12 protein-coding genes and 1 pseudogene are annotated in these 17,881 nt (G+C 72.7%); 9 read left to right on the plus strand and 4 right to left on the minus strand.

The annotated features are described in order from the left end of the window. Positions 1-9: 9 nt before the first annotated feature. Positions 10-4,020 (minus strand): type VII secretion protein EccCa, encoded by a 4,011-nt coding sequence (gene eccCa / locus OG792_RS00460; RefSeq protein WP_329106252.1) that lies wholly within the window; start codon positions 4,018-4,020, stop codon positions 10-12. Positions 4,021-4,146: 126 nt separating this feature from the next. Between eccCa and eccD the strand changes: the two genes are divergently transcribed. After that, positions 4,147-5,574: a type VII secretion integral membrane protein EccD gene (eccD, locus tag OG792_RS00465; RefSeq protein ID WP_329106253.1), complete on the plus strand. Its 1,428-nt coding sequence runs from the start codon at positions 4,147-4,149 to the stop codon at positions 5,572-5,574. A gap of 74 nt (positions 5,575-5,648) precedes the next feature. Here eccD and OG792_RS00470 read toward each other — a convergent pair whose 3' ends face one another. Further along, a complete protein-coding gene (locus tag OG792_RS00470; protein ID WP_326561590.1) occupies positions 5,649-6,158 on the minus strand; it encodes an inorganic diphosphatase in 510 nt (169 codons plus the stop codon). 590 nt (positions 6,159-6,748) lie between these two features. On the opposite strand from OG792_RS00470, the gene dacB reads away from it, so the two are divergent. The 4 genes from dacB to OG792_RS00490 all read left to right on the plus strand — a co-directional run bounded on the left by dacB (position 6,749) and on the right by OG792_RS00490 (position 12,197). Then, entirely contained in the window at positions 6,749-8,380 is a 1,632-nt protein-coding gene (gene dacB / locus OG792_RS00475; protein ID WP_442932432.1) for a D-alanyl-D-alanine carboxypeptidase/D-alanyl-D-alanine endopeptidase, read from the plus strand. A 72-nt stretch (positions 8,381-8,452) separates the two neighbouring features. Next, complete coding sequence (locus OG792_RS00480; RefSeq protein ID WP_329106257.1) at positions 8,453-9,523, plus strand: zinc-dependent metalloprotease; 1,071 nt, start codon at positions 8,453-8,455, stop codon at positions 9,521-9,523. A 10-nt stretch (positions 9,524-9,533) separates the two neighbouring features. Further along, complete coding sequence (gene tilS / locus OG792_RS00485) at positions 9,534-10,535, plus strand: tRNA lysidine(34) synthetase TilS (protein WP_329106259.1); 1,002 nt, start codon at positions 9,534-9,536, stop codon at positions 10,533-10,535. A gap of 9 nt (positions 10,536-10,544) precedes the next feature. Continuing rightward, a complete protein-coding gene (locus OG792_RS00490; protein ID WP_329106261.1) occupies positions 10,545-12,197 on the plus strand; it encodes a gamma-glutamyltransferase family protein in 1,653 nt (550 codons plus the stop codon). A gap of 40 nt (positions 12,198-12,237) precedes the next feature. Here the strand turns inward: OG792_RS00490 and OG792_RS00495 are convergent, their stop codons facing one another. Further along, positions 12,238-13,191, minus strand: a complete 954-nt coding sequence (locus OG792_RS00495; protein WP_329106263.1) for a GlxA family transcriptional regulator — start codon at positions 13,189-13,191, stop codon at positions 12,238-12,240. Between the two features lie 151 nt (positions 13,192-13,342). Here OG792_RS00495 and OG792_RS00500 point away from each other — a divergent pair, with 151 nt between their 5' ends. From OG792_RS00500 to folE, 4 genes are all read left to right on the plus strand, one after another. Next, complete coding sequence (locus OG792_RS00500; protein WP_329106265.1) at positions 13,343-13,477, plus strand: hypothetical protein; 135 nt, start codon at positions 13,343-13,345, stop codon at positions 13,475-13,477. Between the two features lie 98 nt (positions 13,478-13,575). Further along, the gene (gene hpt / locus OG792_RS00505; RefSeq protein ID WP_329106266.1) at positions 13,576-14,151 is read left to right on the plus strand and encodes a hypoxanthine phosphoribosyltransferase; all 576 of its coding nucleotides are present in this window, start codon (positions 13,576-13,578) and stop codon (positions 14,149-14,151) included. A 485-nt stretch (positions 14,152-14,636) separates the two neighbouring features. Beyond that, positions 14,637-16,664 (plus strand): ATP-dependent zinc metalloprotease FtsH, encoded by a 2,028-nt coding sequence (gene ftsH / locus OG792_RS00510; RefSeq protein WP_329106268.1) that lies wholly within the window; start codon positions 14,637-14,639, stop codon positions 16,662-16,664. Between the two features lie 29 nt (positions 16,665-16,693). Beyond that, complete coding sequence (folE, locus tag OG792_RS00515; RefSeq protein ID WP_329106270.1) at positions 16,694-17,362, plus strand: GTP cyclohydrolase I FolE; 669 nt, start codon at positions 16,694-16,696, stop codon at positions 17,360-17,362. A gap of 167 nt (positions 17,363-17,529) precedes the next feature. On the opposite strand, the pseudogene OG792_RS00520 reads toward folE, so the two are convergent. Further along, positions 17,530-17,833 (minus strand): annotated as a pseudogene (locus OG792_RS00520) (hypothetical protein); the annotation flags it as partial. Positions 17,834-17,881 lie beyond the last annotated feature (48 nt).

Genomic DNA, 17,881 nt, shown 5'->3' on the forward strand with positions numbered 1-17,881 from the left:
ACGAATCGATCAGGACGAGGGCAGATGGGCGAGTTGGATCAGGCGTGTTCCCTCCTTGCGGGTCACCAGCCGACCCCGTCCCGGCGGCATCGGCGCCGGCCGTACCGCGCCGACCAACGCGCCCTCGTCCCGGTCGCCGGACATCACCAGGCCGGGTGAGGAAAGCTCGCGCAACCGCTGGATGATCGGCTCGTAGAGGGACCGGGAGGCGCCGCCGGACCGGCGGGTCAGCACCAGGTGCAGGCCGATGTCGCGGGCCTGCGGCAGGAACTCCTCCAGCGGACGCAGCGGGTTCGCCGGGCCGGTGGCGACCAGGTCGTAGTCGTCGACCAGCACGAACAGCTCCGGGCCGGTCCACCACGACCGGTCCTTCAACTGCTGCGGGGTGACGTCCGGGCCGGGCAGGCGGCGAGACATGTAACCGGCCGCCGACTCGATCAGCTCGACCGTCGCGGCGGCAGCGGTGCCGTACCCGATCAGGTGTTCGGTCTGGATCGTGCCGAGCAGGCTGCGCCGGTAGTCGACCAGGATCACCCGGGCCTGCTCCGGGGTGAACCGGCCGGTGATCGACGTGGCCAGCGCCCGCAGGAACGACGACTTGCCGCACTCGGCGTCGCCGAAGAGCAGGAAGTGCGGCTCGCTCGCGAAATCGATCGAGACCGGCCGCAGGTCCGCCTCGGAGATGCCGATCGGCAGCCGCAGGCCGGTCGTCCCGGCCAGGTCCAATTCGGCGTACGGCAACACCGGCGGCAGTAGCCGTACGCGGGGAGCCGGTGCACCGGTCCAGCCACTGGCGACCGCCTTGACCAGTGACGGGGTGTCGCCACCGAGGCTGGACAGTCCCGGCAGCGCGGTCAGGAGGTGCAGGCTCTCGGCGGTGATCCCGCGCCCCGGTGTCTTCTCCGGCACGTTCGCCGCCGTACGCCGGGACACTATCGAGTCCGTCGGGTCACCGAGGCGCAGTTCGAGGCGGGAGCCGAACAGGTCCCGGATCGCCGGCCGGAAGTCCATCCAGCGCGGCGCGGCACCGACCACGTGTACGCCGTACGACAGGCCACGGGTGGCCAGATCGGTGATCATCGGCTCCAGGTCGTCGTACTCGCCGCGCAGCGTCGGCCAACCGTCGACGACCAGGAACACGTCGCCGAACGGGTCGCTGCCCGGTCCGGTGCCACCGGCCGCCCGGCGCTTGCGGTACGCCACCATCGAGTCCACCCCGAGGTCGGCGAACCGGCGCTCCCGCTCGGCGAGCAGGGTGGTGATCTCGCCGATGGTGCGCCGGACGGCGGCGGTGTCGAGCCGGCCGGCCACCCCGCCGACGTGCGGCAGGTCGCGCAGCGCGGCCAGCGCCCCACCGCCGAAGTCGAGGCAGTAGATCTGCACCTCGGCCGGGGTGTGGGTAAGCGCCAGCCCGCAGATCAGCGTGCGCAGCAGGGTCGACTTGCCGCTCTGCGGCCCACCGACGACCGCGACGTGCCCGGCGGCCGAGTCCAGCGCCAGCCAGAGCAGGTCCCGGCGCTGCTCGAACGGCTTGTCGATCAGCGCCACCGGCACCTGGAGCCCGCCGTGCAGCTCCGGGTTGCCGAAGGTCAGCCCACGGGCCGGGTCGGTGGTGACCGGGCCGAGCAGCTCGTCCAGTGTCGGTGCCTGGGCCAGCGGCGGCAGCCACACCTGGTGTGCCGGCGGGCCCTGGCCGACCAGCCGGGAGACCATCACGTCGAGCAGGCTCTGCCCGGCCGGCACCTCCTCCGGCACCGGGGCGGCGGTGGTCACCGGCTCCGGCACCGGCACGAAGTGGGTCGAGTAGTTCAGCAGGCGTGGCGCCCCGGACTGGCCGCCGCCGGCACCGCCGAGCCCGGCCCGGCGGAACGCGCCGGAGACGTACGCGGCCTTGAACCTGACCAGTGGTTCGGTGCCGAACTTCAGGTAACCGTGCCCGGGTGAGCGGGGCAGCTCGTACGCGTCCGGCACGCCGAGCACCGCGCGCGACTCCAGCGCGGAGAACGTACGCAGTCCGATCCGGTACGACAGGTGCGTGTCCAGCCCGCGCAGCCGCCCCTCCTCCAGCCGCTGCGACGCCAGCAGCAGGTGTACGCCGAGCGACCGGCCCAGTCGCCCGATCTGGACGAAGAGGTCGATGAAGTCGGGCTTGGCGGAGAGCAGTTCGGAGAACTCGTCACAGATGATCAGCAGCGATGGCAGCGGGGCGAGCGCGGCACCCCCGCCCCGGGCCTTCTCGTAGTCGCGCAGGCTGGCGAAGTTTCCGGCCCGGCGGAGCAGTTCCTGCCGGCGGATCAGCTCGCCGTTGATCGCGTCCACCATCCGGTCGACCAGCGGCAGCTCGTCGGCCAGGTTGGTGATCACGGCGGCGGTGTGCGGCAGCCGGTCCAGGGAGGAGAAGGTCGCGCCGCCCTTGAAGTCGACCAGGACGAAGTTCAGCGCCTCGGACGAGTGCGTCGCGGCCAGCCCGAGCACGAGCGTACGCAGCAGTTCCGACTTGCCCGAGCCGGTCGCGCCGATCAGCAGCCCGTGCGGGCCCATGCCGTCCTGGGCCGACTCCTTCAGGTCCAGTTCGATCGCGCCGCCGTCGCCGGCCACCCCGATCGGCACCCGCAGCCGGTCCCGGGCGGGCCGGGGCGCCCAGCCCTGCTCGGTGGTGTAGTTGTCCGGGTCGCCGATGCCGAGCAGTTCGGCCAGCCCCATCTCGGCGTTCAACGGCGTGTCGGCGCCGCCCTTGCCGGCGGCCGCCAGCCGCAGCGGGGCGAGTCGCCGGGCGACCGCCTCGGCCTCGACCACTGTCAGCCGGTCCGGTGTGCCGACCTCCGCCTGCCCGTCCATCGTGTACGTGTTCAGCCGGCCGCCGCGCACCTCCAGCACCAGCATCGACCGGTCCAGCAGCCGGGGCGGCGGGCCGTCCAGGTCGACGATCGTCACCGCGTCGATGCCACCGTCGCTGACCAGTGCGGCGGCCCCGGTCAGGTCACCCCCGTCGAGTACGACCACCACGTGCGGCCCGTCGGTCGCGGGTCCCGCGGGACTGAACCGGGACCGGTTGCCGAGCACGTCCTCCAGCAGGCTTTCGAGTTCGACGGCGGAGCTGGCGACCAGGCGTACCGGGCCGAGCGCGTCGGAGCGGTCCGGGTGCAACGCGTGCGGCAGCCACTTCAGCCACTCCCAGAGCGCCCGGCGTTCGGGACCGGCGCAGACCGCGATCAGCAGCTCGTCCGGGGCGTGGAAGACGGCGAGCTGGGTCAGCATCGCTCGGGCCAGGGCCTGCGGCCCCTCCGCCCCGGTGCCGGGGTCGCTCCGGCCCGAGTCGGTCCAGCCCAGTTCGGGTCGGCCGAGTTCGGTTCGGGTCGCCTCGCCGCGTACGAAGACCCGGGCGAAGGCGCGCAGGGAGAGCGCCACCGGCAGGTCCGGCACCACCGCGTACGCGTCCAGGAACCGGCGCAGCGCACCGGCGGTCATCGGCTCCAGGTCCTCCAGTGGCCGGGTGACCGGCGGGATCAGCGGGGTCGCCAGGGTCTGCGGGCCCACCGCGACCCGGACCACGCCGAAGTCGGGGTCGGCGGGCCGGCGCTCCCAGACCCGGTGGCTGCCCACGGTGGACCAGAGCCGGGCCGGGTCGGGGTGCCGGTAGAACAGGCCGGCGCGCTGCCGGCCGGCGGTGTCCCGGACCCGTCGGCGCAGCGTCGCCAGGTGCCGCAGGTACTCCCGGCGGGCCGCCATCATCTCGGCCTTCTTCGGGGTGCCGGAGGCGCTGCCCCACGAGGAGGCGAGCATGGCCAGCGACGACACGCCGAACATCGCACCGACCACGTAGGAGTAGGCGCCGCCGCCGCGACCGAACATCATCGCCATCGCGACCGAGCCGCCGAGCATCGGCAGCACCATCATGAGCTGCTGCATCCGGCCGCCGGTGGCGGCCGGGATCTCCGGTGGCGGGTCGACCGGCAGCTCGCCGGTCGGGATGTCCGGTGCCGGTCGCCGGGGTGGCCGCTTGATCACAACCGTGCTCATGCCCCCGCCTCGCCGAGTCCGCTCATCCGACTCTCCCCCTGACGCTCGGTCGACCAAGCCCGGCTCATGGTAGGTAAAGTGCGGTCGTCTGCGCAGCCGTGACCGTCCGGTGATGGAGGAAAGTCGATGAGTAGCGGCCTCGCCCGGGTCACCATCAGCGCGCCGCTACGCCGGGTCGACGTCGCCCTGCCCGAACATCTCCCGCTCGCCGAACTCCTGCCCGAGGTGCTGCGACACGCCGGTGATGGTCTCGCCGACGACGGGGAGCGCCACGGCGGGTGGGTGCTGCGGCGTACCGACGGCGTCGCGCTGCTCGCCGGCCAGGCCCTGCTACCCCAGGGCGTACGCGACGGCGACGTGCTGCACCTCGTACCCGCTCGGGCCCAGTGGCCCGAACTGGAGTACGACGACGTGGTCGAGGCGATCGCCGACGGGGCCCGGCGCCGGGGTGCCGCCTGGTCCGGGGCGGCCACCCGGGCGGCCAGCCTCGCCGGGGCGGGTGCCCTGCTCACCGTCGGGCTGTTCGCCGTACTGGCCGGTGGGCCGGGGGCGCGGCTGGCGCCGATCGGTGCGCTCGGCATCGCCATCCTGCTCGCGCTCGCCGGGGTGGTGGCCTCCCGCGCGTACGGGGACGCGCCGGCCGGTGCCGCGCTGGGCGGCTACGCCCTGCCGTACGCGTTCCTCGGTGGCGCCCTGCTGATCGCCTCGGGGGATCCGGCGCGGGTGCTGGCCCCGGTGCGCTGGCTCGGCGCGCCGGAGGCGTTGGCCGGGTCGGTGGCGGTGCTGCTGGTCGCCGTACTCGGGGCGGTCGGGGTGGCGGCCGGGCTGCGGGTCTTCGCGGCCGGTGCGACGGTCGGGCTGCTCGGTGCGCTGACCGCGCTGGCCGGGTTCGTGCTCAGTGCCGGGGGCGCGGCCGCGATCCTGCTCTCGGTGCTGGTCTGCGGGATCGGGGTGCTGCCGCTGCTGGCGATCCGGTTCGGCAAGCTGCCGATGCCGCCGATCACCCTGCCGGCCGGCACCGACGGCTCGGAGGGCTTCACCGCCGCCGGTGGCCCGCTCGACGGGGCCCGCGAGCGGCCGGAACGCCATCGGGTCTTCGCCGCGGTGGCCCGTACCGAGGAACTGCTCACCGGGATGCTGATCGGTCACGCCGTGCTCGCCATGGTGGCGTCCGGGCTGCTGGTGCTGGCGGGGGGCTTCGCCGGCCGGCTCCTGGTGGCGGTCGCCGCGGCGGCGCTGCTGCTGCGCTCCCGGCTGTTCGTCACGTTCCGTCAGCGGCTGCCGCTGGTGGTCGCTGGCATCCTCGGTTTCGTGGTGCTCGGGCTGGCGCTGGTCAGCCGGTCCGGCGCGGACGGTCTGTTGGTGCTGACCGGGGCCGGGCTGGTGCTCGCACTGGTGACGGTCGGGGCGGGCGCGACGTACGCGACCCGCGCGCCCTCGCCGTACCTCGGTCGGGCGGCCGACCTGGTCGACACCCTGATGGTGGTCTCGGTGGTGCCGGTCGCCTGTGCGGTCCTCGGCCTCTACAGCCAGGTACGCGGCCTGCTCGGCTGACCCGGCGCCGCCCGCTCCCCCCGCCGGCCGGACTCCGGCCGGCGGGTTCGGTACGCGATCAGTTCAGTACGCGATCAGTGCGGCAGGCCCTCGCCGCGCTCCACGGCCTCCTGCTGGCGCCGGTACGACGCCCGGATCTCCGCCTCGGCCTCGGTACGCCCGACCCAGGTGGCGCCCTCGACCGACTTGCCCGGCTCAAGGTCCTTGTAGACCTCGAAGAAGTGCTGGATCTCCAGCCGGTCGAACTCGCCGAGGTGGTGGATGTCGCGCAGGTGCTCCTGGCGCGGGTCCTCGTAGGGAACGCAGAGGACCTTGTCGTCGCCGCCCTTCTCGTCCGTCATCCGGAACATGCCGATGGTCCGGCAGCGGATCAGGCAACCCGGGAAGGTCGGCTCGGGGACCAGTACCAGCGCGTCCAGCGGGTCGCCGTCCTCACCGAGGGTGCCCTCAATGAAGCCGTAGTCCGCCGGGTACTGGGTCGAGGTGAAGAGGGTACGGTCCAGCCGGATGCGGCCGGTCGCGTGGTCGACCTCGTATTTGTTGCGGTGACCCTTCGGGATCTCAACCGTGACGTCGAAATCCATCTTCCACGCTCCCTCGTTCGCCGGCGCTGGCTAACGGAATCTAGGCGGCGTGTACCGGCAGGAGTGTTGTCCCACTCGCTTGATCCGGGCGCCGCATAGTGTTCGGACGGAAGTAGTGTCACCTAGAGCCATTTACTGATTGGGAGGAGGGGCCGGTGGAGAGTGAAGATTCACACTCGGGGTGGGTGAACGAGCCACCGCCGGCCGGGCCCTCCCGGCCCGAGCAGCCCGCGCCCCAACACCCGCCGGCCGACCTTCGGGCACCGAGCGGCCGGGCGAGCGTACCGCCACCGGCTCCGAACCACGGTGGGCCGGCACCGGCGGGTCCGTACCGTCCGGGTCCGCCGATGGCGTCGGGCTCGGCGCGACCGGTCCCGCCCGGCGCCGAGGCCCCGCAGGCGTACGTCTCCGGCCCACCGGCCGGCCGGGCGGTCGTGCCGCCCACCGCCGGGTCGACCGGCACCACCTACTCGTCGGCCCAGTACCCGACCATCCGGCCGACGCCGACGCCGACGCCGACGCCGACGCCGACGCCCACGCCCACGCCCACGCCGGACAGCGGCGGATCGGGGCGGGCGACGGTCCGGTCCGTGCCCATGCCGGACGGCGGCGGATCGGGACGGGCGACGGTCCCGGCGATGCGGTCCCCGGACGACGGCGGGTCGGGGCGGGCGTCCGTACCGCCGGCACCCCCGGCGGCCGAGCCACCGGCTTCGGCCCCGCCGCCACCACCGGCCCGGCCGGCCCGGCGCCGCGCCGGGCTGCTGGTCGGGCTCGCCGCCGTGCTCGTGCTGGCACTGGCCGCCGCCGGGGTGGTCCTGGTCAAACCGGGCCCGGTCGCCGGCTGGCTGGGACAGGCCGAACCCACACCGACCGCCAGCACCGACCCGCCCGAGCCGGCACCCGGCGAGGTGCTCGCCGTCTTCGGGACCGGAGCGGTCACCCCCACCCCGGACGGCCTGCGGGCGGTGCTCGACCCGCTGGTCGGCGTGGACGTGCTGGGCCCCTCGGTGCACGTCGCCGTGGTCGACGTGGCCACCCGTGAACTGCTCTACGGTCGGGATCCGCAGACCCCGACCGTGCCCGCCTCGACCACCAAGCTGATCACCGCGGCGACCGTGCTGGCCACCCGTGGCCCGGCGTACCGGATACCCACCCGGGTGGTCGCCGGGGCGGCACCGGGCGAGGTCGTGCTGGTCGGCGGCGGTGATCCGACGCTCGCGATCAACGCCACCGGCAGCTACCCCGGCGCGGGCCGGCTCGACCAGCTCGCCGCCCAGGTGAAACAGGCCCTGGGCGGGGTCGCCCCGACCAGGGTCACCGTCGACTCGTCCCTGTTCCCGAAGCCGTTGTACGGCCCCGGCTGGGACCCCGACATCCCGACCGGCGGCTTCGCGTCGCCGATCACCGCGCTGATGACCGACGGCGCCCGGATCGACCCCAAGGACACCGTCAAGGGCGCCACCCGGTACGAGAACCCGGACGTGGCCGCCGGGCGGGCCTTCGCCAGGGCGCTCGGACTACCGGCGGCCGTGGTCAGCGCGGTGACCCGGGGCAGCGCCCCCGCCGGTACGAGTCCGGCCGGTACGAGCGCCCCGCCGGCCGATGCCACGGCCAGCCCGGACACCGCCACCGCGACAAATCCCGGCACCGAACTGGGCCGGGTCGAGTCGCCGCCGATGGGCCGGCTGGTCGAGTTCATGCTGGCCGACAGCGACAACGTGGTCGCCGAGGCGCTCGCCCGGCAGGTGGCGTTGGCCCGTAACCAGCCGGCCTCGTTCGACGGTGCCGCCGCCGCGATGGACGCCGTGGTGGCCGAGCTGAAACTCGCCGCCGACCAGAGCACCCTCAGCGACGGCAGCGGCCTGTCCCGGAACAACCGGATCAGCCCCGAACTGCTCACCGACGTACTCGCGTTGGCGGCCGACGGGACCCGACCCGAACTGGCCGGCATCTTCGCCGGACTGCCGGTGGCCGGCTGGTCCGGCACCCTCAGCGAGCGGTTCGGCAACCAGACCGCGAGCGCGGCGGTCGGGGTGGTCCGGGCGAAGACCGGCACCCTCACCGGGGTGCACGCCATCGCCGGCGTGGTGACCACGACACAGGGTCGGCTGCTCGCGTTCGCCGTACTCGCCGACCAGGTGCCGGTGGGGCTGGAGCAGGCACAGCCGCCGCTGGACCGGATCGCCGCCGCCCTCGCCACCTGCGGTTGCGGCAGCTGAGACCGGGCAGGGGACCGGTCCATCCGCGTACGACAAGGGTGAGGGTGTGCGGGCGCGGGTACGGTGGGTGCCATGGCGCAGTTCGTGGACTGGGATCTGGCCGCCGCCACTGCGGGCGCGCTGGGTAAGTCGGGACCGAAGGTCTCGTACGACGAGGCCACCGAGGTCGTTGCCGACCTGCGGCAGCTGACCGACGAGGCGGCGGGGCACGTGGTCGCGTACACCGGGCTGCGGTCCCAGGTCGCGCACCCGCCGGTGCGGGTGGTCGACCGCAGGGACTGGGCCGCGACGAACATCGCCGGCCTGCGTGAGGTGATCACCCCGCTGGTCACCCGGCTCTCCGGCGACAAGCAGCCCGGCGCGATCAGCGACGCGATCGGCTCCCGCCTCACCGGCGTGCAGGCCGGCACCGTGCTCGCCTATCTCTCCGGCAGGGTGCTCGGCCAATACGAGGTCTTCTCCGCCGATCCCGGACAGCTGCTCCTGGTCGCGCCGAACATCGTCGAGGTGGAACGGAAGCTGGAGGCCGAACCGCGCGACTTCCGGCTCTGGGTCTGCCTGCACGAGGTGACCCACCGGACCCAGTTCACCGCGGTGCCGTGGATGCGCGGCCACTTTCTCGGCGAGGTGCAGGCGTTCGTCGACGCCTCCCAGGCCGGTGGCGAGCACTTCACCGACCGGCTGCGCCGGGGGGTGGCGACGCTGGCCGACTCGGTCCGCAACCCGGACAGCCGGGCGAGCGTGCTCGACATCGTGCAGACGCCCGGCCAGCGGGCGGTGCTGGACCGGCTCACCGCGCTGATGACCCTGCTCGAAGGGCACGCGGAGTTCGTGATGGACGGCGTCGGCCCGGAGGTGATCCCGAGCGTCGAGCGGATCCGATCCAAGTTCAACCGTCGCCGCGAGTCGGGCAACCCGCTGGAGAAGGCGATCCGCAAACTGCTCGGCGTCGACGTCAAGATGCGCCAGTACGCCGAGGGACGCAAGTTCGTCCACGGCGTGGTGGACCGGGTCGGGATGGACGGCTTCAACCGGGTCTTCAGCTCGCCGCTGACCCTGCCCCGGCTGGAGGAGCTCGCCGACCCGGACGCCTGGGTGGCGCGGGTGCACGGCTCGGCCGGCCGGTCGCCGGCCGCCGGCTGACCCGGCCGCGATGGCCGCGCTCGCCCCGCCGGTCGCGGCCGTCCGGGCCGCGGTCCGTGCGGCCCTGACCGGCGTACGCCGGCCGTCCGGTCCGGTCCTGGTCGCCTGCTCCGGTGGCGCCGACTCGCTCGCACTGGCCGCCGCCGCCGCTTTTGTCGTCCCCCGGCTGGGGCTGACCGCCGGGCTGGTCACGGTCGACCACGGATTGCAGGCGGGCTCGGCGGAACGCGCCCTGACGGTGGCCCGGTGGGCGACCGAGCAGGGACTCGCCCCGGTCGAGGTCGCCACGGTGCGGGTCGCCGGCCGTCCGGGTGGGCCCGAGGCGGCCGCCCGGCAGGCCCGCTACCAGGCGTTGGTCGAGGTCGCCCGGCGGTACGACGCGGCGGCGGTGCTGCTCGGGCACACCAGGGACGACCAGGCCGAGACGGTGCTGCTCGCGCTCGCCCGGGGCGCCGGACCGCACGGCCTGTCCGGGATGCCGGTCCGCCGGGAGGTGGACGGTGTGCCGCTGCTCCGGCCGCTGCTCGACGTGGACCGGGAGCAGACCCGCAAGGCGTGCGCGGCGCTCGGGCTGAGCCCGTGGGAGGACCCGCACAACACCGATCCCGGCTACGCCCGCGCGCGGGTCCGGGCCGACCTGCTGCCCGCCCTGGTCGCCACGCTCGGTCCCGGTGTGGTGGCGAACCTGGCCCGAACCGCGCGGCTGGTCGCCGAGGACACCGCCGTACTGGACGGGCTCGCCGGCAGCGCCCTGGCCGCCGCGCGGGCGGATCCGTCCCCGGAGGGTGGGGGACGACTGGTGGTGTCGGCGCTGGTCGGGCTGCCGGTGGCGGTCCGTACGCGGGTGCTGCACCGGTGGGCGCTGGAACTGGGCGTACCGCCGGCCGCGCTCTCCGCCCGGCACGTGGCCGCCCTCGACGCCCTGCTCACCGACTGGCACGGGCAGGGGCCGGTGCACCTGCCGGGAGCAATAACGGTGGCCCGGCGCGGTGACACTCTGGGCAGAGGGTAGACAGGGGGCATGGCACATCCCCGTCAACCCCTCTTCGCGCCGCACGGTGCGGTCGCCACCAGCCAACCCCTTGCCGCCGCCGCCGGGCTGGCCGTACTGCGCAAGGGCGGCACGGCGGTCGACGCGGCGTTGGCCGCCGCGATCACCCTGACCGTGGTCCAGCCCGGCTCCAACGACATCGGCGGCGACCTGTTCGCCATCGTCTGGGACGGGGAGCGGCTGCACGGCCTGAACGCCTCCGGGCGGTCACCGGCGGCCCTGACCCGCGACGCGGTGCTCGCCGCGACCGATGGTCGGGGAGCGGAACCGGTGGCGGCGCTCGGTGGGGCCCAGGGGTCCGGTCCGAGCATGCCGGCGCGGGGCTGGTTGCCGGTGACGGTGCCGGGCGCCCCGGCGGGCTGGCGGGACCTGCACCACCGGTTCGGGGTGCTGCCCTTCGCCGATCTGTTCGCCGACGCCATCGGCTACGCCGAGCAGGGCTACCCGGTTTCGCCGAACGTGGCCGCCGGCTGGGCCCGGTCGGTGGCGGTGCAGTCCGGGTTGACCGGCCCGGAGTTCGAGGAGTGGTCCCGGGTCTTCACCGTCGACGGCGGCCGGGCGCCCCGGCCGGGTGAGCGGTGGCGCAACCCGGACGCGGCGCGGACCCTGCGCCGGATCGCCGCGACCAACGCGGAGGCGTTCTACCGGGGTGAGATCGCGCAGGCGTTGGCCCAGTACGCGGCCCGCACCGGTGGCCTGCTCACCGCCGACGACCTGGCCGGGCACTCGTCGACCTGGGTCGCGCCGGTCCGGGCCGACTATCGGGGCCACGAGGTCTGGGAGCTGCCGCCGAACGGGCAGGGGGTGGCGGCGCTGCTGGCGCTCAACATCCTGGACGGGGTGGACCTGGCCGGGATGTCGCTGGCCGACCGGCTGCACTGGCAGATCGAGGCGATGAAGCTCGGCTTCGCCGACGCGCACGCGTACGTGGCCGACCCGGAGAAGGTCGCCGTGCCGATCGAGCAACTGCTCAGCCCCGAGTACGCGGCCACCCGCCGCGCCCTGGTCGGCGACCGGGCCGGTACGCCGGAGCCGGGCAGTCCGGGTCGGGGCGGGACGGTCTACCTCTGCACCGCCGACTCGGGCGGGATGATGGTGAGCCTGATCCAGTCGAACTACCTGGCCTTCGGCTCGCACGTGGTGCTGCCGGGGTTCGGCTTCGGGTTGCAGAACCGGGGGACCGGGTTCAGCCTCGACCCGGCGCATCCGAACGTGGTGGCGCCGAACAAGCGGCCGTACCACACCATCATTCCGGGTTTCCTGACCCGTGGTGGTGCGCCGGTCGGCCCGTTCGGGGTGATGGGTGGGCACATGCAGCCGCAGGGACATCTGCAACTGGTGTCGCACACGGTCGACGACGGCCTGGATCCGCAGGCGGCGTTGAACGCGCCCCGCTGGTACTGGCACGCCGATCGGTCGGTGCTGGTCGAGGCGGATCTGCTGAACCTGCGGTCGGGGCCGATGGCAATCGGTGAGCTGCGCCAGCGGGGGCACTCGCTGAGCGTCGCGGACGACGACGACTCGCCGCCGTTCGGCTACGGGCAGGCGATCTGGCGGCTGCCGGAGGGCGGCTACGTGGCCGGCTCCGACGCGCGCGCCGACGGTTGCGCCGTCGTCTACTGACCGACCGGTTCGGCTCCGGCACCCGTTTCCGGGAACGCTCCTACACCCGTTCCCGGAATATGGTGCGGTAGGCGTGCGGGGTGGTGCCGACCCGGCGGGTGAAGTGGTGGCGCAGGGTCGCCGGGTCACCGAAGCCGGCCCGGGTCGCCACCGCCTCGACGCCGAGTTCGGTCTCCTCCAGCAGCCGCCGGGCGAGCAGGATCCGCTGGTTGGTGAGCCAGTCGTGCGGGGTGGTTCCGGTCTCGGCCCGGAACCGCCGGGCGAACGTACGCGGGGCCATGTGCGACCGGGCGGCCAGCTCGTCGATGGTCAGGTTCTGGTCGAGGTGGCTCACCAGCCAGCCGAGCACCGGTTCGAGGGTGGGTGCGTCCGGCGTACGCGGGATCGGTGCCTCGATGTACTGGGACTGGCCGCCGTCGCGGTGCGGGGGAACCACCATCCGTCGGGCGAGCTTGGTGGCGATGGCGGAGCCGTGCTCCTGGCGTACCAGGTGCAGGCAGGCGTCGATGCCGGCGGCGGTGCCGGCGCCGGTGAGCAGGTTGCCGTCCTGGACGTAGAGCTCGTCGCAGCGGACCCGGGCCAGCGGGTGGCGCCGCGCGAGCTGGTCGCCGTACTTCCAGTGGGTGGTGCACTCGCGCCCGTCGAGCAGCCCGGCGGCGCCGAGCACGAACGCGCCGGAGCAGACGCTGAGCACGTACGCCCCGCGTGCGTGGGCTCGCCGCAGCGCGTCGAGTACGGGTTCCGGAAACGGCGCGCTGTCCCCGTACGCCGGCACGGCGACCAGGTCGGCGTCCTCGGTCGGGGTGAGGTCGGCGTGTGGCACCACGTCGAAGCCGGAGCGGCTGCGCACCGGCTTGCCGTCGACGGAGCAGACATCGAAGCGGTAGCCGGGGAAGCCGTCCGCGGTCCGGTCGGTGCCGAACACCTCGCAGAGCACGCCCAGTTCGAACGCGGCCACCGGGTCGAGGGCGATCACCGCGACTTTGCTCAGCATGTGGCGAGGGTAACCCGGCTGGTGGCAGGAAATCGAGCCTGTGTGGCAATCCTGCCACTGTCCGGGTGTTCGCGTTCGGCGGAAACTGAATGAGACGTCCGGTGCGCACCGGCGGCGAAACCGCAGAGACTCTCGGAAGGTCCACGCCGCCATGGAACTCTTCATCCTGCTCTTCCTGCTGTTCCTCGCTCTCACATCGGTGTTCGGGCTGACCGCCGACAGCCGCGAGTGCACCGGTCGGGCGTCGTTCGACAGCCGCCCCGATCCCCGTTCCGGCCCCTGCTGACCGGTCTGTCTGATGTTCCGGCACCCCGCCGGGGTGGTCACGTCACGAACTGACCGCCCCGGCGACAAGCCGTCACCGGCGTACGGCAGGCTAGGTGCATGGCTGACGGCTCCTGGTACGACGCCGACATCGACCACGTGATCATCACCGAGGAGCAGATCCGCGAGAAGACCGAGGAACTGGCCAAGCAGATCGCGGCCGACTACGCCTCGGTCACCGACGGGCTGCTGCTGGTCTGCGTACTGAAGGGTGCGGTCATGTTCATGGCCGACTTCGCGCGGGCCCTCGGCAAGCACGGCCCCTCGGCCGAGCTGGAGTTCATGGCCGTCTCCTCGTACGGGCAGGGCACCAGTTCCTCGGGCGTGGTGCGCATCCTCAAGGACCTGGACCGGGACATCGCCGGCCGGCACGTCATGGTGGTCGAGGACATCGTCGACTCCGGTCTGACCCTCTCCTGGCTGCTGCGCTACCTGGAGTCCCGGTCGGCGGCGAGCGTCGAGGTGGTCGCCCTCTTCCGCAAGCCGGACGCGATCAAGGTCACCGTCCCGGTCAAGTACGTCGGCTTCGACATCCCGAGCGAGTTCGTCGTCGGGTACGGGCTCGACTTCGGCGAGCGCTACCGGGAGCTGCCCTTCGTCGGGGTGCTCAAGCCGGAGGTCTACGCCCGCGCCTGAGCCGGCCCGCACCCGCCTGATCGGGCCCGGTTCGCCCGCTGGCGGGCCGCCGGAGCGGAACGTCGGTGGCATTGGCGTTAGGAAATATCGAGCAGACGTACAGCGCGCTCTCAGGATCACCAGCTACGGTATGCGGTGGTGGCGCGGACGTATTTCCGCGCCGGGTCTTTCCGCCCTGTTTGACCGTACAGGTCGGGAACCGGGCGCGAATCCGCCGTCACGCTGGCACGACGGGCGAACCGCGGGCGTCCCCGGAGGGTTTCCTCCAGCGCTCACGGAGCGGCACCGGATCGCGACTGCGGGGCTCGCAAGCTCACTCCTCGCGGTCACGGTGTACCGTCGAATCACCTCGGCGAGATATTCGCGTCGAGGTCGAGGCCGGCCCGCAAGGCGGCCCCGGCCGCCGCTACCCGCGGCGACAAGCCAAGCCAGACGGTCAGGACGTCGATCAGGAGGGTCCGGGCGCCGCGGCGCTCGACAACAGTATGGAACGTACGCGTTTCTTCCGCCGCCCGGTGGTCTGGATCATCCTGGTGATCATCGGTGCGATCGCGCTCAGCTCGTTCTTCACCGGCGGCCCGAGCTACCACAAGGTCGACACCTCAGTCGCCCTTGATCAGCTCCACACGGCCAGTATCAAGAAGGCGGTCTTCCAGGACAAGGAGCAGACGCTCCAGCTCGACCTGGCCAACAAGGCCAAGTTCGGCGACACCGAAACCGACCGGATCCAGGCCCAGTTCCCGGCCGAGGTCGGCGACGAGGTGTGGAACGACGTGCTCGCGGCCAAGGCGGCGAACCGGATCACCGGTCCGGCCGACGTCAAGGTCTCCAGCGACAACGTCTTCCTCACGCTGCTGGTCAACCTGCTGCCCATCGCCGTACTGGTCATCCTGCTGCTGCTGTTCATGTCGCAGATGCAGGGCGGCGGTTCCCGGGTGCTCAACTTCGGCAAGTCCAAGGCGAAGGTGATCACCAAGGACACGCCGAAGACCACCTTCGCCGATGTCGCCGGCTCCGAAGAAGCTGTCGAGGAACTGCACGAGATCAAGGACTTCTTGCAGAACCCGGCGAAATACCAGGCGCTCGGCGCCAAGATCCCCAAGGGCGTACTCCTCTTCGGCCCGCCCGGTACCGGTAAGACGCTGCTCGCCCGGGCGGTCGCCGGTGAGGCGGGAGTGCCGTTCTACTCGATCTCCGGTTCCGACTTCGTCGAGATGTTCGTCGGCGTCGGCGCGAGCCGCGTGCGTGACCTGTTCGAACAGGCCAAGTCGAACGCACCGGCGATCGTCTTCGTGGACGAGATCGACGCCGTCGGCCGGCACCGTGGCGCCGGCATGGGCGGTGGCCACGACGAACGTGAGCAGACCCTCAACCAGCTCCTGGTCGAGATGGACGGCTTCGACACCAAGGGCGGCGTGATCCTGATCGCCGCGACCAACCGGCCGGACATCCTCGACCCGGCACTGCTGCGGCCCGGCCGGTTCGACCGGCAGATCGCGGTCGACACCCCGGACATGGAGGGCCGCAAGGCCATCCTGCGGGTGCACGCCAAGGGCAAGCCGTTCTCGCCCGACGTCGACCTCGACGCGGTCGCCCGGCGTACCCCCGGCTTCACCGGTGCCGACCTGGCCAACGTCATCAACGAGTCGGCCCTGCTGACCGCCCGGGGCAACCTGCGCGCGATCAGCAATGACCAGCTCGAAGAGTCGATCGACCGGGTCATCGCCGGCCCGCAACGGCGGACCCGGGTGATGAGCGACCAGGAAAAGAAGATCACCGCGTACCACGAGGGTGGGCACGCGCTGGTCGCCTGGGCGCTGCCGCACTCGGCGCCGGTGCACAAGGTGACGATCCTGTCCCGGGGACGCTCGCTCGGCCACACCCTGGTACTGCCGACCGAGGACAAGTACACCCAGACCCGGGCCGAGATGGTCGACACGCTGGCGTACGCGCTCGGCGGTCGGGCGGCCGAGGAACTGGTGTTCCACGAGCCGACCACGGGTGCCGGCAACGACATCGAGAAGGCCACCGCACTGGCCCGCGCGATGATCACGCAGTACGGCATGAGCTCCAAGCTCGGAGCGATCAAGTACGGCACCACCGGTGACGAACCGTTCCTCGGCCGCAACATGGGCCACGAGCGGGACTACTCCGATTCGGTCGCCGCCGAGATCGACGGCGAGATGCGGGCCCTGGTCGAGCTTGCGCACGACGAGGCCTGGGAGATCCTGGTCGAGTACCGGGATGTCCTGGACAACCTCGTGCTTGAGCTGATGGAGAAGGAAACCCTCTCCACCGCCGACATGGCCCGGATCTGCGCCCGCGTGGTCAAGCGCCCGCCGTTGGCCCCGTACAACGGGTTCGGCAAGCGGCAGCCCTCGACCGAGCCGCCGGTGCTGACCCCGGCCGAGAAGGACAAGCTCAAGGCACAGGCCGAGGCGGACGGCGCCGAGGCGACCGTGGGCGGTGGCGGCGGAACGACGCCCCCGCCGAACTCGGACGGCCCACACTGAGCACTGACATCGCCGGCCCGGTGGACGAGGTGAACGATGCCTCGTCCACCGAGCCCGATGGCGACGACACCCTCGATTACCTCGCCGCCCGGCTGGTCGACGGCAAGCTGACCGGAACCCCGGTGGAGCAGGCGGTCGACCTGGCCCGGATCGAAAAAGCCGTACGCGAGATTCTCATCGCCGTCGGCGAGGACCCGGACCGGGACGGACTGGTGAAGACCCCCGCCCGGGTCGCACGGGCGTACGCCGAACTCTTCGCCGGGCTGCGGGTCGACCCGGCCCAGGTGCTCCGCACCACGTTCGAGGCCAACCACAGCGAGCTGGTGCTGGTCCGCGACATCGACGTGATGAGCCTCTGCGAGCACCACCTGCTGCCGTTCCGCGGCCTCGCCCACATCGGCTACATCCCCGGTTCCAGCGGCCGGATCACCGGGCTGTCCAAGCTGGCCCGGCTGGTCGAGGTCTTCGCCCGGCGCCCGCAGGTGCAGGAACGGTTGACCACGCAGATCGCCGACCTGCTCACCGAGCGGCTGCAACCGCGCGGTGTGGTCGTGGTGCTCGAATGCGAACACATGTGCATGGCGATGCGCGGCATCCAGAAGTCCGGTGCCAAGACCATCACCTCGGCGGTCCGGGGTCTGCTCCAGGACGACTCGAAGTCGCGCGCCGAGGCGATGGCACTGATCATGCATTCCTGACCGGGCGACCTACCCGGCGCCGAACAGGGCGAACGCCCCAACCCCCAGACAGCTCAGCAACACCACGACCGCCACCGCGAACGGGCCGTAGACCACCAGCCCGTGCACCCAGGTCCGCCGGCGGTGGCTCTGCCCGCCCGTCGACGGCGGCAGCCGGGTCGCGGCGACCATGACGTCGGCGACGTCCGCCGTACCCCGGGCCTGACGCAGCCCGGCCAGCACCGCCGCCGGACCGGCCGCCATCGCCCGGCCCGCCGCGGCCACCTCGGCCGCCGCCGGCACCAGTTCGGGCTCCGGTACGCCCAACGCCCGCAACCGGGCCTGTTGCGGAACCAGCCGGGCCCGTACCGCCGTCAGTTCCTCGCGGGCGTCCTGGACCGCCTCCGCCTGCTCCCCGGCGGCCGTCGCCGCGCCCCGGCGGACCGCGTCGAGGCGCTGGGCAGCGGCCAGGTAGTCGTCCCAGGCGCTCACCGGACCACCCCGCTCGGGTCACCATGCTCGTGGTCCGACGGCTGCTCG

The sequence above is a fragment of the Micromonospora sp. NBC_01699 genome, assembly GCF_036250065.1.
GTDB lineage: Bacteria > Actinomycetota > Actinomycetes > Mycobacteriales > Micromonosporaceae > Micromonospora_G.